Source organism: Pinisolibacter sp. DMC100, assembly GCF_056313705.1.
The window spans coordinates 1-21,235 of record NZ_JBQUZT010000004.1; the positions used below are offsets into that span (position 1 = coordinate 1).

General features: G+C 70.1%; 20 protein-coding genes. 8 read left to right on the forward strand and 12 right to left on the reverse strand.

The genetic code is table 11. The features are described from left to right. From ACT541_RS15495 to ACT541_RS15505, 3 genes are all read left to right on the forward strand, one after another. Positions 1-392: hypothetical protein (locus ACT541_RS15495; RefSeq protein WP_476137998.1), on the forward strand; the 392-nt coding region annotated here is incomplete at its 5' end. Further along, positions 389-604 carry a hypothetical protein gene (locus ACT541_RS15500; RefSeq protein WP_476137999.1) on the forward strand — a complete coding sequence of 72 codons (216 nt, stop codon included), beginning with the start codon at positions 389-391 and terminating at the stop codon, positions 602-604. The genes ACT541_RS15495 and ACT541_RS15500, both read left to right, overlap by 4 nt. A gap of 94 nt (positions 605-698) precedes the next feature. Continuing rightward, entirely contained in the window at positions 699-1,139 is a 441-nt protein-coding gene (locus ACT541_RS15505) for an ArsC/Spx/MgsR family protein (protein ID WP_476138000.1), read from the forward strand. A 9-nt stretch (positions 1,140-1,148) separates the two neighbouring features. Here the strand turns inward: ACT541_RS15505 and ACT541_RS15510 are convergent, their stop codons facing one another. Further along, positions 1,149-4,697 (reverse strand): hypothetical protein, encoded by a 3,549-nt coding sequence (locus ACT541_RS15510; protein ID WP_476138001.1) that lies wholly within the window; start codon positions 4,695-4,697, stop codon positions 1,149-1,151. A gap of 236 nt (positions 4,698-4,933) precedes the next feature. On the opposite strand from ACT541_RS15510, the gene ACT541_RS15515 reads away from it, so the two are divergent. Then, on the forward strand, positions 4,934-5,401 hold the full coding sequence (locus ACT541_RS15515; RefSeq protein WP_476138002.1) for a peroxiredoxin: 468 nt from the start codon (positions 4,934-4,936) through the stop codon (positions 5,399-5,401). A gap of 123 nt (positions 5,402-5,524) precedes the next feature. Then, positions 5,525-6,838: a M23 family metallopeptidase gene (locus ACT541_RS15520; RefSeq protein WP_476138003.1), complete on the forward strand. Its 1,314-nt coding sequence runs from the start codon at positions 5,525-5,527 to the stop codon at positions 6,836-6,838. Between the two features lie 4 nt (positions 6,839-6,842). On the opposite strand, the gene ACT541_RS15525 is transcribed toward ACT541_RS15520, so the two are convergent. The 5 genes from ACT541_RS15525 to cobD all read right to left on the reverse strand — a co-directional run bounded on the left by ACT541_RS15525 (position 6,843) and on the right by cobD (position 12,333). Beyond that, the gene (locus tag ACT541_RS15525; protein WP_476138004.1) at positions 6,843-7,664 is read right to left on the reverse strand and encodes an undecaprenyl-diphosphate phosphatase; all 822 of its coding nucleotides are present in this window, start codon (positions 7,662-7,664) and stop codon (positions 6,843-6,845) included. Between the two features lie 97 nt (positions 7,665-7,761). Further along, positions 7,762-8,893, reverse strand: a protein-coding gene (gene prfB / locus ACT541_RS15530; protein WP_476138005.1) for a peptide chain release factor 2 whose coding sequence is annotated in 2 segments (ribosomal slippage) — positions 7,762-8,823 and positions 8,825-8,893 — 1,131 coding nt in all. Because the reading frame shifts where the segments join, the coding sequence is not laid out codon by codon here. 149 nt (positions 8,894-9,042) lie between these two features. Next, the gene (locus ACT541_RS15535) at positions 9,043-10,365 is read right to left on the reverse strand and encodes a methyl-accepting chemotaxis protein (RefSeq protein WP_476138006.1); all 1,323 of its coding nucleotides are present in this window, start codon (positions 10,363-10,365) and stop codon (positions 9,043-9,045) included. Beyond that, positions 10,337-10,876 carry a PAS domain-containing protein gene (locus ACT541_RS15540; RefSeq protein ID WP_476138007.1) on the reverse strand — a complete coding sequence of 180 codons (540 nt, stop codon included), beginning with the start codon at positions 10,874-10,876 and terminating at the stop codon, positions 10,337-10,339. Before ACT541_RS15540 ends, ACT541_RS15535 begins: the two co-directional genes overlap by 29 nt. 413 nt (positions 10,877-11,289) lie before the next feature. After that, on the reverse strand, positions 11,290-12,333 hold the full coding sequence (gene cobD, locus ACT541_RS15545; RefSeq protein ID WP_476138008.1) for a threonine-phosphate decarboxylase CobD: 1,044 nt from the start codon (positions 12,331-12,333) through the stop codon (positions 11,290-11,292). Here cobD and cbiB point away from each other — a divergent pair. Beyond that, the gene (cbiB, locus tag ACT541_RS15550) at positions 12,332-13,321 is read left to right on the forward strand and encodes an adenosylcobinamide-phosphate synthase CbiB (protein ID WP_476138009.1); all 990 of its coding nucleotides are present in this window, start codon (positions 12,332-12,334) and stop codon (positions 13,319-13,321) included. The two genes, cobD and cbiB, sit on opposite strands and share 2 nt — an antisense overlap. A gap of 174 nt (positions 13,322-13,495) precedes the next feature. Here the strand turns inward: cbiB and ACT541_RS15555 are convergent, their stop codons facing one another. The 6 genes from ACT541_RS15555 to ACT541_RS15580 all read right to left on the reverse strand — a co-directional run bounded on the left by ACT541_RS15555 (position 13,496) and on the right by ACT541_RS15580 (position 19,752). Beyond that, entirely contained in the window at positions 13,496-14,950 is a 1,455-nt protein-coding gene (locus ACT541_RS15555) for a cobyric acid synthase (protein WP_476138205.1), read from the reverse strand. Positions 14,951-14,990: 40 nt separating this feature from the next. Then, positions 14,991-15,611 (reverse strand): cob(I)yrinic acid a,c-diamide adenosyltransferase, encoded by a 621-nt coding sequence (cobO, locus tag ACT541_RS15560; protein WP_476138010.1) that lies wholly within the window; start codon positions 15,609-15,611, stop codon positions 14,991-14,993. Between the two features lie 379 nt (positions 15,612-15,990). Beyond that, a complete protein-coding gene (locus ACT541_RS15565; RefSeq protein WP_476138011.1) occupies positions 15,991-16,281 on the reverse strand; it encodes a ferredoxin family protein in 291 nt (96 codons plus the stop codon). Positions 16,282-16,446: 165 nt separating this feature from the next. After that, a complete protein-coding gene (locus ACT541_RS15570) occupies positions 16,447-17,754 on the reverse strand; it encodes an FAD-dependent oxidoreductase (protein WP_476138012.1) in 1,308 nt (435 codons plus the stop codon). 25 nt (positions 17,755-17,779) lie between these two features. Continuing rightward, on the reverse strand, positions 17,780-18,883 hold the full coding sequence (locus ACT541_RS15575) for an electron transfer flavoprotein subunit alpha/FixB family protein (RefSeq protein ID WP_476138013.1): 1,104 nt from the start codon (positions 18,881-18,883) through the stop codon (positions 17,780-17,782). 17 nt (positions 18,884-18,900) lie between these two features. Then, on the reverse strand, positions 18,901-19,752 hold the full coding sequence (locus tag ACT541_RS15580; protein WP_476138014.1) for an electron transfer flavoprotein subunit beta/FixA family protein: 852 nt from the start codon (positions 19,750-19,752) through the stop codon (positions 18,901-18,903). A 291-nt stretch (positions 19,753-20,043) separates the two neighbouring features. Between ACT541_RS15580 and ACT541_RS15585 the strand changes: the two genes are divergently transcribed. Next, complete coding sequence (locus ACT541_RS15585; protein ID WP_476138015.1) at positions 20,044-20,610, forward strand: helix-turn-helix domain-containing protein; 567 nt, start codon at positions 20,044-20,046, stop codon at positions 20,608-20,610. Positions 20,611-20,621: 11 nt separating this feature from the next. Then, positions 20,622-21,146 carry a GNAT family N-acetyltransferase gene (locus tag ACT541_RS15590; RefSeq protein WP_476138016.1) on the forward strand — a complete coding sequence of 175 codons (525 nt, stop codon included), beginning with the start codon at positions 20,622-20,624 and terminating at the stop codon, positions 21,144-21,146. The last annotated feature ends 89 nt before the right edge of the window (positions 21,147-21,235 follow it).

The window sequence follows — 21,235 nt, forward strand, 5'->3', positions numbered from 1 at the left end:
CATCGTTTCGAGCATTCATTCGATTTTTTCACCCTGCGCCCTTCAAGCAAATATTGCAATCGATTTCGGATTTATTTTCCGGTAGCGTCGAAAAAGCACAGACTTCGTTCAACGTTTGGCACTATTTTGCGAGCGAGTCGCTCACGGCCTTCGTCGGCCGTGGGCAGGGTCGAACCGAGATCTCGGGACGATCGGCGACGAACCGCCCCCGGCACGCCGCCGGCGCGGCAGTCCGGTTCCGCCGCTCGAAACTACGGACGACATCGCCACCGACGGGTCGCACGACACCGTCTCGTTCGACCGCGCCGGTGATCCGTGCGCGATCGAACGCCGATCGGCGCGCGTCGACAGGCATCCACCCCACCATCCATCGAAGAGGTACCCGACGATGAAGACGAAATTCCAGGCCGGCCAAGAGGTCGTGTGGACTCCCGGCCCTTCGGTGCGGCCGCAGCGCTGCACCGTGATCCGGGCGATGCCGAGCGAGACCTCCGCGCGGGTCTACCGCATCCGGCGGGCCACCGAATCCTGCGAGCGTTCCGTTCCGGAAGACTCGCTGTCCGCGTTCCGTCCGTCCGAACGCGATCGGCTCTTCGACAACTGAGGTGCCCGACGGGGTTCCCGCCACGCCGATGCCGGCGCGGCATCGCTCTTGCTGGGCGCGCGGCATGGCCACCGCGAAGGGAGGAAACCCGACAATGGCGATCGTGACGTTCTGGGAGAAACCCGGCTGCGCCAACAACACGCGGCAGAAGGGGCTGCTCGCCGCCTCCGGCCATACGGTCGTGGCGAAGAGTCTCCTCGCCGAGCCGTGGGAGGCGGCGCGGCTGCGCTCGTTCTTCGGCGACAGGCCGGTCGCCGACTGGTTCAACCGCGCGAGCCCGCGGGTGAAGGCCGGCGAGGTGGTGCCGGAGACCGTCTCGGAAACCGACGCGATCGCCGCGATGCTGGCCGATCCGCTCCTCATCCGCCGGCCGCTGATGGAGGTCGACGGCGCCCGCTCGGTCGGTTTCGACGTGTCGGCGGTCGATGCCTGGATCGGGCTCTCCGCGGCCACCGCGCCGATGAGCGAGGCCTGCCCCAAGGGCGACGCGCCGCATCCCCCCTGCCCCGATCCGGAACCGGCGAAGACGGCGTGAGCGGCGCTCTCAGGGCGTGATCCTGACGGGTCCGTTCTCGGGCGTGATCCGGGTCGGCGCGGACGGATCGCCGGAGCTCTGCGGCATCTCCGGGTTCTGGAACTCGAAGATGCGGCGGAAGATGCCGGGGGCGACCGCCGACAACGGGTTGATCTGCAGCACCGGGTCCTCGATCGGGCCGACGACGCGGAAGGTCACGCCGACCAGACCTTCGTTCGAACCCGAACCGGTGATGGCACCGAAGATCGGAATGCGGCCGGCGAGATTGTTGAGGCCGAAGGCCGGGATGTAGGTTCCCGACAGCGACAGGCGCTGGCCGGTGACGTCGATCTGGCCGTTGGCGGTGGCGCCGACCGAGGCGCCCTTGGCGACGCCCTCGGTGACGTCGATGATGCCGTCGTGCATGACGAAACGCACCTGGGCGCGGTCGAAGTTGGTCGAACGGTCGAAGTCGACGCGACGCAGCAGGATACGGCGGGTGCCGTCGGCGGCTTCCGTCGAGGCGACGCGGCCGGCCTTGGGCTCGGCGAGCAGGTGGAAGTCGACGAGGCGCAGCGTGCCCTCCGACGTGCCCGGCGCGCCGAGCCGCGACGACAGCGCCAGCGTGCCGCCCTGGATACGGTCGAAGAGGTCGAGGAAGCTCAGGACCGACCCGGCATCCTCGGACGCCACGGTGAAGCGGCGATAGCCGGTCTCCGGGCGGATGGCGATCGACAGCGGCTTGCGCGAGGCGGCCGTGCGGGCGCGTGCCTCGAGCGTCTGGAAGGCGCCGGCCCGCCACCGGCCGTCGACGACCACGTCGGACATGGTGACGTCGTTGAAGCCGAGCACCGTGCCGGCCTTGAGCTTGAGAACGATGTCGGGGCCGGACGCCGCGGCGGCGTCGCCGGTGCCCGAGGCCTTGCGGTTGGTCTTGAGCAGGCCGCGCACGTCGACGCTGGCCGCATCGAGCGCCACCGTCGTGACCTTGTCGGCGCCGCGCGTCACCTTGAGCTTCGCGTTGTCGCCCTTGCGCAACTGGAAGCGCGAGAAGTCGGCGGAGACGACGTTGTGGTCCTTGTCGAGCAGGACGTTGCCGCGGATCGACAGGCCTTCGCTCTCCATCACGATGTTGTCGACGTGACGGCCCTTGTCGTCGTCCCACAGGTCGAAGGTCGCCTTGGCGGGCACGCCCGGCCCCTTGGTCCAGCCGACGGCGACGAAGTTGAGCCGCGCCGGCGAGAGATCGGCCTCGATGCGGCTGCGGTTCTGCGCCGGATCGGGCTGCGACACCGACAGGCCGATGGCGCCCTCCACGGCACCGCCGAGGTCCAACCCCATGCGCTGGCGGGCGGCGTCGTCGACCTCCATCTTGAAGTCGCGCTTCTCGCCGGTCTTGGAGCCGCGGGCGTCGAAGACGTGGACGTCGGCGGGAACGCCGTCGACGACCGCGCGGCCGGAGACGTCGAGGCCGCGGGCGTCGGCGACGATCTTGAACCGGGCGTCCTGGAAGCGGCGGCCCTGGATCGGTTGCTGCGATCCGAAGCCGTCGAGCTGCGCCTCGACGCGGTAGTCGATCGACTTGGCGGTGATCGGGTCCTCGAAGGTCACCTCGACCTGCGAGGTGACCGAGCCGGTGCCGGCAAGACCGGTCGCGGCGATGCCGGCCTGCGACAGGACCGCCAACGGCTCGGCGTCGGCGATCTCGGCGAGTGCGGCGACGTCGCCCGAGACCTTCGACGAGAAGATGCCGCGCGCCGGCTTGCGGAACATGTCGACGACGGCGAAACGCAGGCCCTCGAGCGTCGGCTCGCGCCCCCTGGTGGCGACACGCCCCTTGTCGATCACCGCCTCGAAGCGCCGCTCGGCGACCGAGACGCGGCCCTCGCCGGCGGTGACGGGCGGCAGATTGCCGAGCGGCACGAAGCGCAGGCCGTCGAAGCGGCCGGTCATCTGGACGGCGTTGCCCGGCCAGGTCTCCTGGCGATCGAAGCGCGGCATGTCGAGGCGGACGCGCAGGTCGGAGACACGGCCGGCGGAGACGTTCTTGACGAACCACGCGCGCGCGTCCGCCGCCACCCAATGGGGCCAGGCGTGGGCGATTTCGGCGGCCGAGAGCGGCGAGAACTGGAGATCGTAGACGAGGCGCGGGTCCTCGCCCGACAGATCCAGGCGACCGGCGGAGCGCAGCGTCACGGCGCCGAAGGCGACCTCGCCGGTCGTCACGTCGAGAAAGCGAGTCTTCGGATCGAAGGAGCCCTCGAGCCTGCCGCCCCTGATCGGCACGGCCGTACCGGCGACGTCGCGCGGGCGCAACTGGCCCGGATCGAGCGCCATGTCGTAGGTCCAGATGCCGCCCGTCGCCGCCGGTGGGGCGATGCGGCCGTGGAGATTCCAACGGGTCTCACCGATCGCCGCGGTGGCGCGCTCGACCGCGAAGACCCGATCGCGCGGGTTCCACACGGCATGCACGTCGGCCTCGTCGAACAGGATCTCGTCTTCCGGCATCCGGCCGAAGCGGAAGACGCCCGCCCCCAGGTGCAGGTCGAGATCGGCGCCGTCGAAATGGCCGTTCGCGGCATAGCCGAGCTTCAGCGTCGGATAGAAGGGCGTCGTCAGCGCGAAGGCCGGACCGCCGGCGCCGAGCAGGTCGGCGAAGGTCACGTCTTCCGCCGAGAAGACGAGGCGATGACCGCCGTCGTCGCGGGCGGTGCGGGTCAGCCGCATGTTCCAGCGGCCGACCTCGCCGCGGGCCGAGACGCCGGCATCGAGCTCACCGCCGGGGCCGTCGATCACCGCGTCGATCTCGACGTCGACGAGGCGGATGTCGCGGCGATTGCCGGAGGGCGCGACATGGGCGATCTCGGTCCGCCCGCCGCGCAGCGACACGGTCTGGAAGCCCTGGTCGCGGGCGAGGCCGAGCAGGCGGTCGAGACCGACGTCGACGGCCTCGGCGAGCCGGGTGGAGACGGGAACGGTCGGACCGGCCCGGCCGGGCACCGGCGCGGCGCCGTCGGCGGCGGGCGTCGCGGGCGCGGGCGGCGCGGGCGCGGCTTCGGGGCGCTGCGGCGGCAGCGGCGCGGGGGCCGCGTCGGGGCGCTCGCGCAGCTCGGCGGTGTCGAGGACGAGATGGGGATCGACGATCTCGATCGCCCGCGGCCGGACTTTGCCGACGAGCAGCGGCAGCAGGCGCAGGCGGACGACGAGACGCGGCACGTCGAGGGCCAGCGTGGTGTCGCGGCGGACCGAGACGTCGCCGAGCGACAGCGACACGCCCTCGGCCCAGGTCCAGTCGAGGCCGGCGGCGCGCACCTCGGCGGTCGCGCCGGGGCCGCCGAGTTCGGCCAGCGCACCTTCGGCGGCGCGCACGGCGGCTTCGGTCTCGATCGGCCCGCGCGACAGGAGGACGACGAGGCCGAGCAGGAGGGCCGCGACGACGGCACCCGACGCCAGACCGATGCCCAGCGCCACGCGACCGCACCGGCCGACGAAGCGGCCGAGGTCGCGACGCGGCGGCGTCCCGGCGTCGGTCCCGGCCTCAGCCCCGGTCTCTGCGGTGTCGATCGGTGCGTCCTGCAATCCCGTCGGTCTTCTCTTCGGCGGATCGCCCGGGATCCGTCCCTGTCGATGTCGGCGGGTCGAATCGCGCCGGCGGCGCGGTCGTCCCGAACGAGGCACTACACGGTTCGCCCGCAACCGTCGAACCGCTTGCGGGCCGGTCGCGGCCGAGGCTAGGCTCGGTCGGACCGAAAAGCCGTCGCGCGGCGCGCGCGGCGACACCCACACCATCACATCGAGACGAAAGGAAGGCGAACATGGCCCTCGCCGTCGGAGACACCGCCCCCGACTTCACGCTCGCCGGCGATCGCGGCACGGTGTCGCTCGCCGCGCTGCGCGGCCGCCCGGTCGTCGTCTACTTCTACCCGAAGGACGACACCTCGGGCTGCACCAAGGAGGCGATCGCCTTCACCGGCCTCCTCCCCGAGTTCGAGAAGCGCGGCGCCGTGGTGATCGGCATCTCGCCCGACGGGGTCAAGGCGCACGAGAAGTTCCGCGCCAAGCACGCCCTCGGCGTCGAGCTCGGCGCCGATCCCGACAGGGCGGCGCTCGAGGCCTACGGCGTGTGGGTCGAGAAGTCGATGTACGGCCGCAACTACATGGGCGTGGAACGGGCGACCTTCCTGGTCGACGCCGCCGGCAAGGTCGCGGCGATCTGGCGCAAGGTGAAGGTCGCGGGCCATGCCGAGGCGGTGCTCGCCGCGGTCGACGCCCTGCCGCGCTGATCCCTCCCCCGCGCCCCGTTCCGGCACCGCCGCGGACGGGGCGGCACAAGCAAATCTTAACCCTAACGAAGTCTAATCGTCCCGAGCCGCAGAGCCCCTCCGAGGCCTTTCGAGACGAGCCCCATGGACGACAGATCGCGCCCCTTCGGACGCCGCGCCGACCTGCACAAGATCACCATCGTCCATGGCGACCGTGTGCGCGCCTTCCACGTCGACACCCGGCTGGTGACCGGCGGCGCCGCCATCCTCGGGGCCTTCGCCTTCACCTGGCTGGCGACGACCGCCGCCCTCTTCGTCCGCGACGAGTTCTTCGCCGATCCGCTGTCGCGGCAGGTCCGCACCGAGCGCGGCTACGAGGACCGGGTCGCGGCGCTGCGCGCCGAGATCGACCGCATCAACGCCCGCCAGCTGATCGACCAGGACGCCTTCGAGGCCAAGCTCGACGGGCTCGTCGCCCGTCAGGCCAAGCTCGGCGAGGTGCAGGCGAAGTTCTCCGGCCTCGCCGCCAAGATCGGCGACCTCGGGCTCGCGACCGGTTCCATCAAGCCGCCGGCGATCGCCCCGGTCGGCGCCGCCCTCGCCCCGCCGCCCGCCGCGTCGACGGCCACCCAGACGCCGGTCGCGCCTCTCCCGGCCGCCGCTCCGACGGTGCAGCCCCTCGACACCGAGAAATTCGCCACGCCGTTGCGTTCGTCGTGGCTCTCCGGCGGCGGCCGTCCCGGCGCGACGCGCGACGCGGGGGCCCGCATCGCCGCCGCCGAACACCAGATCGATGCCTTCGAGAAGCACCAGAGCGCGGCGCTCGCCGGTCTGGTCGACATCGCCGAGAGCCGCGACCGTGCCTGGACCCGGGCACTCGCCCGCGTCGGCTTCAAGGTCGCCGATGCCCCACCCGCCCCGCGCACGCCCGCCGCTCGGTCGGGCGATGCCGTGGGCGGCCCCTTCGTGCCGGTGCCGCCGGACGCCCTCGGTCGCGCCGAGAACGCGCTCGGACGCCTCGCAGCGATCCGCAGCCTCGCGGCGAAGCTGCCGCTCGCCCGGCCGCTGACGGGCGAACGCACCGTCACTTCGGACTTCGGCGTGCGCATGGACCCGTTCCTCGGCACGGCGGCGATGCACACCGGCCTCGACTTCCGCGCCGAGACCGGCGAGGCGATCCGCGTGACCGGGCCCGGCACCGTGACGGGGGCGGGCCGCCAGGGCGGCTACGGGCTCTGCGTCGACGTCGACCACGGCAACGGCGTGGTGACGCGCTACGGCCACATGTCGTCGATCTCGGTCTCGCCGGGCGACAAGCTCAAGGCGGGCGACGTCGTCGGCCTCGCCGGCTCGACCGGCCGGTCGACCGGGCCGCACCTGCACTACGAGACGCGGGTGGCGGGCGAGGCGGTCGACCCGCGCGACTGGCTGGAAGCCGGCCGCACGTTGGGGTTCTGAGAACTCACCCGCCGAAGGCCGGCCACACCACGTACCAGGCGAAGAGCAGCGCACCGAAGCCGATCCGGTACCAGGCGAAGACGCTCAGCGTGTGGTGCGCGACGTAGCGGATCAGGAACTTCACCACGACGATCGCCGTGACGAAGGCGACGACGAAGCCGACGGCGATGCCGAGGGCTTCCTTGCCGTTCATCTGGGCGCCGTGCTTGGCGAGGTCGAGCACCGTGGCGCCGAGCATGGTCGGGATCGCCAGGAAGAACGAGAAGTCCGTCGCCGCCGAGCGCGACATGCCGCCGAGCATGCCGCCGACGATGGTGGCGCCCGAGCGCGAGGTGCCGGGGATCATCGAGACGACCTGCGACAGGCCGACGATCAGCGCCTGTTTCCAGGTGATCGCCTCGGCGATGTCGGTGGTGGCGGGATGTTGCCGTTCCTCGACCCACAGGATGATCACGCCGCCGACCATCAGCGTCACCGCGACGATCCACGGCTTGAACAGCCAGGCCTTGATCAGCTTGATGGCGAGAAAGCCGATGATCGCGGAAGGAATGAAGGCGACCAGCACCGCGCCGGCGAAGGCGATCGCGGCCGGATCGCGCCGCAGCACACCGCCGATCAGGTTGAGGATGCGGTCGCGGAAGAGCCAGCACACCGCGAGGATCGCGCCGAGCTGGATCACCACCTCGAACACCTTGCCCGAGCCGCTGTCGAAGGCGATGAAGTCGTCGACCAGGATCATGTGACCGGTCGAGGAGACGGGCAGGAATTCGGTCAGGCCCTCGACGATGCCGAGCACCGCGGCCTTCAGGAGATAGACGAGATCCATGCGGGTCCTCGGGAGACGGGTCGGCCGGCGTCGCGGCCGAGGGCGTCCGGCGCCGGGCCGGACGAGCGAAGGGCGGCCGCAGCCGCCCCTCGGACGTTCAGTCGATGTCCTCGACGATCGCCGTCGCCGCGCCCTTGACGCGGGCGGCCAGCGAGGCCTCCATGAACTCGTCGAGGCCGCCGTCCAGCACCTTCTGCGGATCCGTCGTCTGCACGCCGGTGCGCAGGTCCTTGACCATCTGGTAGGGCTGCAGGACGTAGGAGCGGATCTGGTGACCCCAGCCGATGTCCGTCTTGGCGGCGGCCTCGGCGTTGGCCTTCTCCTCGCGCTTCTTCAGCTCGGCCTCGTAGAGGCGGGCGCGCAGCATGTCCCACGCCTTGGCGCGGTTCTTGTGCTGCGAGCGCTCGGCCTGACAGGCGACCGCGATGCCGGTCGGGATGTGGGTCAGGCGGACGGCCGAGTCGGTCGTGTTGACGTGCTGACCACCGGCGCCCGACGAGCGATAGGTGTCGACGCGGACGTCCGATTCCGCGATCTCGATGTCGATCGAGTCGTCGACCACCGGGTAGACCCAGGCGGAAGCGAAGGACGTGTGGCGACGCGCGGCGCTGTCGAAGGGCGAGATGCGGACGAGACGGTGCACGCCCGATTCGGTCTTCAGCCAGCCGTAGGCGTTCTCGCCCTTGATGACGTAGGTGACGGACTTCAGGCCCGCCTCTTCGCCCTCGGAGGCTTCCACCACCTCGACCTTGAAGCCGCGACGCTCGGCCCAGCGCACGTACATGCGCGCCAGCATCTGCGCCCAGTCCTGGGACTCCGTGCCGCCGGCGCCGGCGTGGACTTCGAGATAGGCGTCGAAGCCGTCGGCCTCGCCGGAGAGCAGCGCCTCGACCTGACGCTTGGCGACGTCGTGGCCGAGCTGCTTCAGCGCCTCTTCGGCCTCGGCGACGACCGCTTCGTCGTCTTCCATCTCGCCGAGCTCGAGCAGGCCGACGTTGTCGTCGAGATCACGGGCGATCGAGGCGACGATCTCCACCGACTTGGCCAGCTTGTCGCGTTCGCGCATCAGCTTCTGCGCGGCGGCGGGATCGTTCCACAGGTCGGGGCTTTCGGAGAGCGCGTTCAGCTCGTCCAGTCGTTTGAGCGCGACATCCCAGTCAAAGATGCCTCCTCAGCAGGCTGAGCGCCTGCTGGATCTCGTCCACGACGGACTGGATCTCTGCCTTCATCGGACCATTCCTCGAATGAGAATCTGGGGCGGGACCACACGTCCCGCGACGGGCGCGGACCATAGCCACGGGGGCGCGGGAAGTAAACGCGCGAAACGAAACGACGCCGCCTCGGGGACGAGACGGCGTCGCGACGGGAGACGCGAGACTCAGGCGGCGCGGCTGCCGTGGGCGACCTCGCGGGCGCGTTCGAGGAAGGCGCGGACCGACTGCTGCAGCCGTTCGGTCTGTTCGGCGAGTTCTCCGGACGCACCGGCGACGCGGTCGGCGGCCTTGCCGGTCTCGCCGGCGGCCTGGGCGACGTTGCCGACGTTGGAGGAGACCTCGTCGGTGGCGGAGGAGGCCATCTGCATCGAGCGGGCGATCTCGTGGGTGGCGGCGATCTGCTGCTGGACGGCGGAGGAGATGGCCATCGACGCCGCCGCGATGTCGCCGACGACGCCGGTGATGCCCTCGATCGAGGCCATGCACAGGCGGGCGCGCTCGTCGACCGCCTGGATGCGCTCGGCGATCGACTGGGTGGCGGTGGCGGTCTGGTCGGCGAGCGCCTTGACCTCGGTCGCCACGACGCCGAAGCCGCGACCGGCCTCGCCGGCGCGCGCCGCCTCGATGGTGGCGTTGAGGGCGAGGAGCTTGGTCTGTTCGGCGACCGAGCGGATCAGGTCGACGACGCCGACGATGTCGGAGACCGCGCCGGTCAGATCGACGATCGCCCGACGGCTCTCGCCGACGCGGGTGGCGGCCTGGCCGGCGATCTCGCGGGCGAGTTCCGACTGGCGGGCGATGTCCTCGACAGAGGCGGTCAGTTCCTCGGTGGCGGCGGCGACGGTGGAGACCGTCACCGAGGTCTCCTCGGCGGAGGCGCCGATGGTGGTGGAGCGATGCTCGGTGTCGACGGCGGTGGCGCGCATCGTCACCGCGGAGCGGGCGAGGCTCTCAACCGCGACGCCGAGCGAACCGGTGACGCCGCCGACGGTCGCCTCGAACTCGCTCATCACGCGGGCGAAGCCGGCGAGCCGCGCCTCGATGGTGGAGACGGCCTCGTTCATCACGACGGAGGCCTGACCGAAGGTGCCGACCATGCCGCGTTCGACGATGCGGCGATGGTTGCGGCCGTCGCGGATGCAGGCGAGCGTCGCCTTGGCCTCGCGGACGAAGGCGTCGGTGACGTCGAGCAGGCGGTTGGCGTCCTTGGCGAGGCGATGCAGCTCGCCGCCGTCGGCGAGCAGGATGACGCGCTTCTCCAGGTCGCCGCGGGCGGCGGCCGACAGAACCCCCGACACCTCGGCGACCGAGCGGCGGGCATGGCGGACCAGGCGGAAGGCGAACGCCGCCAATGCGCAGAGAACGAGCATCACCACCACGTCGTGGGGCTGCCGCTCCAGCGCGAGATGCACCCCGGCCGCGCTCAGAGACACCAGACAGATGGCGCCGAGCGCCCATTCAGCGCGCGAGAGAGAAGACGAATTCATCGTAGCTCGCACCGTTTGAGTGCAGGATGTCGTGGAGACGGGCGACGCTCGCCTCGAGGCCGCGGGCGCGGTCGGGCGCCCGTTCCTCGATCGCGCGCAGCTCGGCATAGAGCGGCCGGATCGCGGCGACGGCCTCACGCTCGGGGACACGTCGGTTGGAATGGAAGCCGGTGATGCCGCCGTCGGCGGCGAAGGTCGGCGTGACGTGGGCGAAGACCCAGTAGTGGTCGCCGTTCGACGCCATGTTGAGGACGTAGGCGAAGATCTCCTCGCCCTTCGTCACCGTGTCCCACAGCAGCTTGAAGACCGCGCGCGGCATGTCGGGATGGCGGATCACCGAATGTGGCGCGCCGATCGCCTGATGTTCCGCGAGCCCGGCGAGCTCGAGGAAGACGTCGTTGGCGTAGGTGATGATGCCGCGCAAGTCGGTCTTGGAGACGATGACGTCGTCGATACCGAAGGTGCGTTCGACCCCGGTCGGGCGGACCGTCGAAGCGAACCTCTGCTTCACCGCACCCCTGCCCCGCGCGGCCACGGGACCCCCGAACGAGATTCGCATTACATCCTCCGTTGTCCAACTTTGCGCTGTTTAATCCTTCGCCGTAAAGAAAAAGATAATAGATTACTCTGCGTAAGCCGTGCGCATTTATACGCATATACTAAGATGCCTCATATATTAGGCAAATCTAATTGCATTTCCGACAAATTGTATTCTGTTATTTCTATCGAATTCGTCTGTCCAATAACGCAATCCAAGCACAATCGATCAAGCGTCGACGATCGCGTCCGAAGACGAGACGGCCGAGTTCACCTGCTGACATTCCAACAATGATATTGGTATCGTGTTACCGATACCATGCCGCGATGCTGTTTGTCGGGCGCGCAGCAAGCGAAATGTTCAGGGAAGTCCGCAAGCAATTCTTCTTAGGTCATTGGTCGCACGAAGGCTTGCATCAACCTCGCCCACTCGCCCTCGTCGGCCGGCAGTCCGAAGCGCAGCAGCCTTGCGTCGTGCGGGAAGCGGCGGACATGGATACCGCAGGTGGCGAGGCGATCGGCGACCAGGGCCGCATCCCTTTTGCCGGCGAGGCGGAAAAGCGGCGTTCCGCCGAGGATTTCGAAGCCTGCGCCGGCGAGCACGCCGTCGAGACGAACGGCGGCGGCGGCGGTGCGTGCACGTGCCGCGTCGAGCCAGGCGCGGTCGGCGAGCGCGGCGCGGCCGATGGCGATGGCCGGACCGGAGATCGCCCAGGGGCCGATGCTGCGGCGCACGGTCGCGGCCGTCGCGATGTCGGAAAGCACGAATCCGAGCCTGAGACCCGCGAGGCCCCAGGTCTTGCCGAAGGAGCGCAGCACGATCGTGCCGGCGAGCGGCAGGCGCGGCGCGAGGCTCGCGCCCTCGGGCAGGATGTCGACGAAGGCCTCGTCGACCACCAGTCGGCGGCCGTCGCGCGCCATGTCGAGGGCGAGGCCCGCGAGCGCCTCGGGGGCGACGAAGCGGCCGTCGGGATTGTTGGGATTGACCAGGAGGCCGACGTCGAAGCCGGCCAGGTCTTCGAGCCGGTCGACCACCGTCGGCTCGGCCCCGGCCGTGCGCCAGACGTGGGCGTGTTCCTGATAGGTGAAGCCGAGGATGCCGACGCTTCGCCCCGCCGTCAGCCGTGGCAGCATCTGGATCGCCGCCTGGGTTCCCGGCACCGCGGCGACGCAGGCGGGATCGTCGACGCCGAAGGCCTCCGCCGCCGTCGCCTCGAGGGCGGCCAGCGCCGCGGGTTCCGGCAGGCGGGTCCAGACCTCGGGGGCGAGTTCGGGCACCGGCCAGGCGACCGGATCGATGCCGGTCGACAGATCGATCCACGGTTCCGGAGCGTCGGGATGGGCGCTGCGTGCTTGCGCGAGGTCGCCACCGTGGTAGACCCCCGTCGAGGCGCCCGTCGCCCCACCGTTCTTCGTCACGGAACCGTTCATGTCCCTCGTCCCCTGGTCCAGCTCGACGCTGGCGATCGCCCTCGCGGCGCTCGGCATCGAGGCCGCCGTCGGTTGGCCCGCCCCTCTCTACGCCGCGATCGGCCATCCCGTCACCTGGATCGGTCGTCTGATCGGCCTGCTCGATCGCCGTCTGAACCACGACGATGCCTCCGAGGCCGACCGTCGCCGCGCCGGGCTCGTCGCGCTGGCGATCGTGCTGGCGATCACCGGCGGCATCGCCTGGGCGCTGCAGGCGTTCGTCTTCTGGACGCTGCCGAAGATCCTCGCCGTGCTCGTCGTCGGCGCCTTCGCCGCCAGCCTGCCGGCGCAGAGGAGCCTGTACGAACACGTCGCGGCGGTCGCCGACGGGCTCTCGCGCGATCTCGACGAGGGCCGCCGCGCCGTGTCGATGATCGTCGGGCGCGACACGACGGTGCTCGACGAGGCGGGCGTGGCGCGCGCAGCGATCGAGAGCCTCGCCGAGAACTTCTCCGACGGCATCGTCGCGCCGCTGTTCTGGACCGCCGTGCTCGGCCTGCCGGGCGGCGCGCTCTACAAGGCCGCCAACACCGCCGACAGCATGATCGGCCACCGCACGGAGCGCCACGAGGCCTTCGGCCGGGCGGCGGCGAAGTTCGACGATCTGGTCAATCTCCCCGCGTCGCGGCTCTCGGCGGCGTGGCTGACGATCGCCGCGGCGATCCGGCCGGGCACCTCGGCGCGAGCGGCGATCGAGGCCGTGCGCCGCGACGCGGGCAACCACCGCTCACCCAACGCCGGCTGGCCGGAGGCGGCGATGGCCGGCGCGCTCGGCATCGCGCTCGCCGGGCCGCGCAGCTACCACGGCGAGACCTATGAGGGCGCCTGGATGGGCGACGGCCGCCGCGACCTCGCCGCCACCGACATCCGCCGCGCCCTGTCGCTCTACCGCACCGCGCTGGCGGTCCAGGCGGCGGCGCTGGCGGTGGTGTTGGCGGTGTTCGGGTGAGATCGGCTCGCCGCATGTCGGGGCCGAGCGGAGGCCCTTCATCCTGAGGTGCGAGCGCGAGCGAACCTCGAAGGGCGAAGGGCCGAGTGGCAGAGCCCGTCGTGGCTTCGTGTTTCGAGGCCCGGCTTCGCCGGGCACCTCAACATGAAGCCGAACAACAGGATGAGGAAGACCTCAGCGCGCCAGTCCCCACAGCCGATCGAGGTCGACGTGGGCGGCGACGTGTTCGGCGAGCGCATCCAGCGTCGCCTCCACCCGGGTCTCGTAGGCGAGATCCGACGCTTCCGCGCCGAGCATGGCGAGGAAGGCCGCCCGCGCGCCGTCGTCGGCGAAGAGCCCGTGGACGTAACACCCGGCGACGCGGCCGTCGGCGCGCACGGCGCCGTCGACGCGGCCGTCGGCGAGCGCCAGGACCGGTCGGGCGAGATCGGCGCCCGTGGTGCGGCCGACGTGCATCTCGTAGCCGGAGAAGGGCGCGGGCGCACCGGCGAAGGCGGCCGCCAGTGTTCCCGTCACCGCTTCCAGCCGCTTGTCGCCGCCGAGCACCGTGTCGACGTCGAGGAGGCCGAGGCCGGGCACGGTCGCGGGCGGGCCTTCGACGCCGTCGGGGTCGGCGACGGTGCGGCCGAGCATCTGGTAGCCGCCGCAGAGGCCGAAGACGCGGCCGCCGCGCCGGACATGGGCGAGGATGTCGACGTCCCACCCTTCGGCGCGCAGGGCCGCGAGATCGGCGATCGTCGCCTTGGAGCCGGGGAGAACCACCAGATCGGCCTCGGCCGGAACGGCCTCGCCGCGCGCCAGCATCACGAGGCGGACGCCGGGCTCCTGCGCCAGCGGATCGAGATCGTCGAAGTTGGAGATGTGCGGCAGGCGCGGCACGACGATCGTCGTGCGTCCGTCGCCGCCGGCGCGGCGCTTCTCCAGCACCACCGCGTCCTCGGCCGGCAGGAGCCCCGCGTCGCGGAACCACGGCACGAGGCCGAGATCGGCCCAGCCGGTCTTCTCGGCGATCAGCGCCATGCCGGGGGCGAAGAGTGCGGGATCGCCGCGGAACTTGTTGACGAGGAAGCCGACGATCTGGGCGGCGTCGCGCTCGTCGATCACCGCATGGGTACCGACGATCTGGGCGATGACGCCGCCGCGGTCGATGTCGCCGACGAGGACCACCGGCACGTCCGCCTTCCGCGCAAAGCCCATGTTGGCGATGTCGCGGGCGCGCAGATTGACCTCGGCCGCGCTCCCCGCCCCCTCGACGATCACCAGATCGGCCTCGGCCGCAAGCCGTTCGAAGCTCTCGTGGACGGAGACCTCGAGCCGCGGCTTCCAGTCCTGGAACTCGCGCGCCTTGGCATTGCCGACGACGCGGCCCCGCACGACGACCTGAGAGCCGACGTCGGACTGCGGCTTCAGCAGCACCGGGTTCATGTGCACCGAGGGCGCGACTCGGGCGGCGCGGGCCTGGAGCGCCTGGGCGCGGCCGATCTCGCCGCCGTCGACGGTGACGGCGGCGTTGTTCGACATGTTCTGCGGCTTGAACGGGCGGACGACGAGGCCGCGATTGGCGAAGGCGCGGGCGAGGCCGGCGACGAGCAGCGACTTGCCGACGTCGGAGCCGGTGCCCTGCAACATGATCGCCCTGGCGCGCCGTCGCTCGCTCACCCCCGCCTCCTCAGTACTCGATGCCGGCCTGCGCCTTCACACCGGCGGCGAAATGGTGCTTGGTCGCGCCCATTTCCGTCACCAGATCGGCGATCTCGATCAGTTCCGGCTTGGCGTTGCGGCCCGTCACCACGACATGGAGATCGGGCCGGCGGGCGGCGAGCGTCGCCACCACGTCGGCGAGCGGGAGATAGTCGTAGCGCAGGGCGATGTTGAGTTCGTCGAGGATCAACAGCGCGATCGCGGGATCGGCCATCAGCTCGACGACCTTCTCCCAGGCACGGGTCGCGGCGGCGACGTCGCGGGCGCGGTCCTGGGTCTCCCAGGTGAAGCCCTCGCCCATCGTGTGCCACGACACGAGGTCGGAGAAGCGCTCGAGCGCGGTGCGTTCGCCGGTCGACCACGCGCCCTTGATGAACTGGACGACGCCGACGCGATGGCCGTGGCCGAGCATGCGCAGGGCGAGGCCGAAGGCGGCGGTCGACTTGCCCTTGCCGGGGCCGGTGTTGACGATCAGCAGGCCCTTCTCCTCGATCGTCTTGGAGGCGACCTCGGCATCCTGCACCGCCTTGCGGGCGGCCATCTTGGCCTTGTGGCGATCGTCGGGGGTCTTGTCGGGCGTATCGGTCATCGTCGGGCCTCGGGAGGGGTTCTCCCTGAGACCACGGGAACGGAGACGGCGCAAGCGGGGAATGGGGGCGAGGCGCGACGGGCGCCGGTCCCTTCTCCCGCAAGGGGAGAAGGGGAAGCCGTGCGCGATGCTTCGAGACGGCGTTCTCCGAACGCCTCCTCAGCATGAGGCGTTTGTCTTTGCCGATGAAATCTCCGGAGCCTCATCCTGAGGAGCGCCGCAGGCGCGTCTCGAAGGATCGCGCACGGACGTCGATCCGGCCCCGTTTCGAAGGGCGCAGAGGTCCCGCAGGGGGGAGAAGGGGGAAGCCCCCTTTCGCCCACAAACGCACGAAGGCCGGGTCGCCCCGGCCTTCGGTTCGGTACGCGAGGCGCGAGCCTCAGCCGAACTTGAACAGCACGCCGTAGCCGCCGCGGGGATAGTCCCAGGAGATCTCGCCGGAGGGCTCGCACAGCACGCGGCAGGTGCCGCATTCCATGCAGCCGTCGGGGGTGACCTCGACCTGGCCCTTGTCGTTCATCTCGTAGCACTTGGCCGGGCAGACCGTGGTCAGCGCCACGAGGTTGGCCGAAGGCTTGTCGTGCGGCAAGACGGTGATGTGGGGGCGACCCGCATCGACCAGATAGCGGTTCTGATAGAGCTTGTCCTCGACGCGAACGGCGATCGTCATGGGTCCGTCCTCCTCATTCGGCGCGCGGGCGCCCGATTGTCCTGTCGTGTCGCAAAGCCGACGCGCGGTCGGCGGCTGGTGCGAGCAATGCGAGAAGCGTGCCGGAACGAGGGTCGTGCCGGCGCGCGAGGGCGGTCGGCGGGGCCGCTGCCCCGCCGGTGCCGATCAGCGCCAGGCGAGCGCCAGTTTCACCGCGTCGGAGACCATGCCGAGGCGCGAGCGCTTCTCGATGAAGGCGCGGCTGGTCGCCTTCTCGCGTTCGATCTTCGGCGTGCCGTCGACGCGCAGGAAGTTCTGCGCGGCCTGGGAGACGAGCTGCGGATAGGACATGAAGAAATTCGCCGAGTTGGTATGCAGCAGCGCCGGCATGTCCTTGTACTTCTTCAGATCCTTCATGACGAAGGACTCGTCCAGGAGCTCCTTGTAGAGCTTCAGGTTCTCCTTGGTCGGCGCCTGACGGCCGGCCTTGAGGCGGTGGATCGCCTCGCCGGCGAGACGGCCGGAGGTCATGGCGAGGTTGGAACCCTCGCGATGGATGGCGTTGTTGAGCTGCGCCGCGTCGCCGACCACCACCCAGCCGTCGCCGTAGAGCTGCGGGATCGCCTTGAAGCCGCCCTCCGGGATCAGGTGGGCCGCATATTCCTTGCACTCCGAACCTTCGAGCAGCGGGGCGATCGAGGGGTGGGTCTTGAAGGTCTCGAGCAGGTCGTAGGGGCTCTCGCGGGTCTCGGCGTAGTCGGAGATCAGACAGCCGACGCCGAGCGAGATGCTCTCCTTGTTGGTGTAGAGGAAGCCCATGCCGGTCATCCCCTTGGTGATGGTGCCGACGGCCTCGATGACGACGCCTTCGTCGCCCTTGATGTTGAAGCGGCTCTCGATGGTCTCGGCCGGCAGGAAGTGCATCTCCTTGACGGCGAGGGCCACCTGACCCGCCTTCGGCGGCTCGCGCAGGCCGGCGCGGGTGCCGAGGAGGCCGTTGACGCCCTCGGCCAGCACCACCACGTCGGCCTGGACGACGCCGCCGGCGCGATCGGTCTTCACGCCGACGCACTTGCCGGTGGAGTCGATCAGGAGACCCGTCACCGTGGTCTCGGTCAGCACCGTGGCGCCGGCCTCGCGGACCTTGCGGTTGAACCACTTGTCGAACTGCGCACGGACGATCGTGTAGCGGTTCGGCTTGTCCTCGTTGAAGTCGTCGGAGCGGTACTGCATCGCGGAGTGGCCGCGATCGTCCATCATCCAGAAGCGCTGTTCGATGACGTGGCGCTCGAGCGGGGCATCCTCGCGGAAGTCGGGGATGATCTTCTCGAGCATCGACGCGTACATGATCGCGCCCTGCACGTTCTTCGAACCGGCATATTCACCGCGCTCGAGCTGCAGCACCTTGAGGCCGCGGGAAGCCATGGTGTAGGCGGCGGCGTTGCCGGCCATGCCCGCACCCACGACGATGGCGTCGAACTTTTCCTCGATCATCGGTCGATCTCCTCGGCTCAAAGGCTCAACCGGCGAGCTTGTCGCGGTTGTGGGGCGAGAGGCGGCGGGTGAAGGCCTCGGTGAGCGCCGGCAGGAAGCGCAGCGCGTCGGTGACGACGCCGACATGGGCGAAGTCGAAGATCGGCGCGTTCTTGTCGGTGTTGATGGCGACGATCATGTCGGCGCCCTCGACACCCACCCGGTGCTGGATCGCGCCGGAGATGCCGGCGGCGATGTAGAGCTTCGGCCGAATGGTCTTGCCGGTCTGGCCGATCTGACGCTCGGCCGGCATCCAGCCCTTCTGGACGATCGGGCGCGAGCAGCCGTATTCGGCCCCGAGTGCCTTGGCGAGGTTCTTGACCAGCTGCATGTTCTCGACCGCGCCGAGACCGAGACCGCCCGCCACCACGACGTCGGCATAGGCGAGGTTCACCTTGCCCGCCTGACGGTCGGCGACGAAGTCGAGGATCTTGGTGACGATGTCGTCTTCCGCCATGTTGAGCGGATGGGCGACCACGCGACCGATCGGCTTTTCCTGCCGCTCGGGCATCGCCATGACGCGCGGACGCACCGTCGCCATCTGGGGCCGGAAGTTCAGCGTGTAGATGGTGCAGAGCAGCGAGCCGCCGAAGGTCGGCCGGGTCGCGGCGAGCGACTTGTCGGCATCGACCGCCAGTTCGGTGCAGTCGGCGGTGAGGCCGGTGAGCAGCGTCGTGGCCACCGAGCCGGCGAGATCGCGGCCGAGCGTCGTGGCGCCCAGCAGCAGGATCTCCGGCTTGTAGGTGTTGACGAGGTCGGTCAGACCCTTGGAATACGGCTCGTTGCGATAGTCGGCGAGCAGCGCGTCCTCCATCAGATAGACGAGGTCGGCGCCATAGGCGAAGCTCTCGGCGATCGCATGGTTGGTGCCTTCGCCCTTCGGGCCGAGGACGACGCCGGCGAGCTCGACGCCGAGCTGGTCGGCGAGCTTGCGGCCTTCGCCGAGAAGCTCGAACGAGACGGGGTGGACCGCCCCGCGTTCCACTTCCACGAACACCCAGACGCCCTTGTAGGCCTTGAAGTGTTCGGGAAGCTCCTTCTTCATTCCGGCGCGGCCGCCGGCAGCGGGAGCGGCAGGTGCGTTCGACATGGGTTCCCCTCCCCGTCTCAGAGCGTCTGGTGCAGTTCGACGAGCTCGGTCTCGAGACCGACGAGCCCGCCGAAGATGGTTTCGATCAGCGCATCGGCGGTATCGGCCGCCTTGGGCTGGACCTCGACGAGCTTGGCCTTCTCGGCGCGGGCGGCGGGCGCGAAGACGCGCTTGACCACCGTCGGCGAGCCGCGCAGGCCGCATTTCATGACGTCCTCGATGCCGGCGTCCTTGGCCGACCAGGTGACGATCTCGGCGCGGGCGGCGCGCAGCGCGTCGGGCATCGAGCCGCGGCGCATCTCGTTCGTCCCTTCGAGCATGGTGATGAGCACCGGCAGCCTGGTCTCGAGCACCTGGACGCCGCCCTCGGCGCGGCGCTCGACGCGGATCTTGCCGCCGGCAAGATCGAGGTTGGCGATCTTCGAGACGTAGGTCAGCTGCAGCAGCTTGTTGCGCTTGGCGATGCCGGGGCCGACCTGGGCGGTGTCGCCGTCGATGGTCTGCTTGCCGGTGAAGACGATGTCGGCGGCCCCGAAGACCTCGTCGATCTTCTTCAGCGCCATGGAGAGCGCATAGGAGGTCGCCAGCGTGTCGGAGCCGGCGAAGAAGCGGTCGGTGAGGAGCACCGCGCGGTCGGCGCCGAAGGTCAGCGCCTTGCGCAAGGAGTCCTCGGCCATCGGCGGGCCCATGGTCAGCACCGTCACCTCGCCGCCGTACTCGTCGCGGAGACGCAGAGCGGCCTCGAGGGCGAAGAGATCATACGGGTTGATGATCGTCGGCACGCCCTGACGCATGATCGTGTTGGTCACGGGGTGGACGCGGATCTGGGCCGAGTCCGGAACCTGCTTGATGCAGACGACGATGTGCATCTCGCCTCTCCTCGTGGGTTTGCCGGTCGCATGGGCCTCCGGCTGTTCGAGGGGACATACGCACGCGCCGTGCCAACCGGGAAAAGCGTGGAATTTCGAGCGCTCGCGTGGCAGGGCGACGAGATCCGTGCGGTGACCGACGGACAATCCGTCGCAGCTTGTCGCAAATCCGACAGGCGACGGCGGTCCGACACGGGGGCGTCGTGGCGGCGGCGGCGTCAGAGTGCCGGCGACGGTCGATCGCGACCTTCCCCTCTTGCGGTCGCAGCGATCATCCATTTTAATGGATGTATGGATACTATCGTGGATGACACCGGATCGCGGCTCGCCCGCCGCATCCGTCTCGAGCGCGAGGCGCGGGGCTGGTCGCTCGCCGATCTGGCGGCGCGGGCCGGCGTCGCCAAGGCGACGATCTCCAAGATCGAGCGCGAGGAGGCGAGCCCGACCGCCGTCGTGCTGGTGCGCGTCTCGGCCGCCTTCGGGCTGACGCTCGCCGGCCTGCTGCTGCGCGCCGAGGGCGCCGGCGATCGGCTGTCGCGCGCCGCCGACCAGCCGGAATGGCGCGATCCGGCGACCGGATACCTGCGCCGGCAGGTCTTCCGCCATGCCGATCATCCGGTCGAGCTGGTCGAGGTGACGTTGCCCGCCGGCCGATCGGTGACGCTGCCGGCGGAATCCTACGTCCACATCCGCCAGATCGTCTGGGTGCGCTCGGGCGTCCTCACCATCCGCGAGGGCGACGGCGAACGCCTGCTCGAGGCCGGCGACGCGCTCGGCTTCGGCCCGCCCGCCGACACGACCTTCGCCAACGAGACCGACGCGCCCGCGACCTATGTCGTGGCGCTCGCGCGCAGCTGAGGCATCCGCCGATGACCGAGCCCCGGATCGAACCGCTCGCCGACACGCCCGCGACCCGCGCCGCCCTCGTCGACCTGATCGTCGAGACGGTGGCGGCGGGCGGGTCGGTCTCCTTCATGCACCCGTTCTCGCGGGAAGACGCCGACGCCTTCTGGGCGGGATCGCTGGCGTCGGCCGCGCGCGGCGAACGGCTGGTGCTCGGCGCCTTCGAGGGCGAGGACCTGGTCGCGACTCTGACGCTGTTCCTCGCCTTCCCGCCCAACCAGCCGCATCGTGCCGAGTTGGGGAAGATGATGACGCGCGTTTCGGCGCGTGGACGCGGTCACGCGATGGCGCTGATCCGCCGGGCGGAGACGGAGGCGCTCGCCCGCGGCAAGACCCATCTGATGCTCGACACGGCATCGGACGGGGGCGCGAGCGGTCTCTACGAGAAGGCGGGCTTTCTCTTTGCCGGCGAGATCCCCGACTTCGCGCTGAAGCCGCACGGCGGGCTGACGGGGACGAAGTTCTACTGGAAGTCGATCGGGACGGCCTGAGCGCGCGCGGAGCATCCGGTCCCGGGGCCTTGTCGCAGAGGCCCTTCATCCTGAGGTGCGAGCGCCAGCGAGCCTCGAAGGGCGAAGGG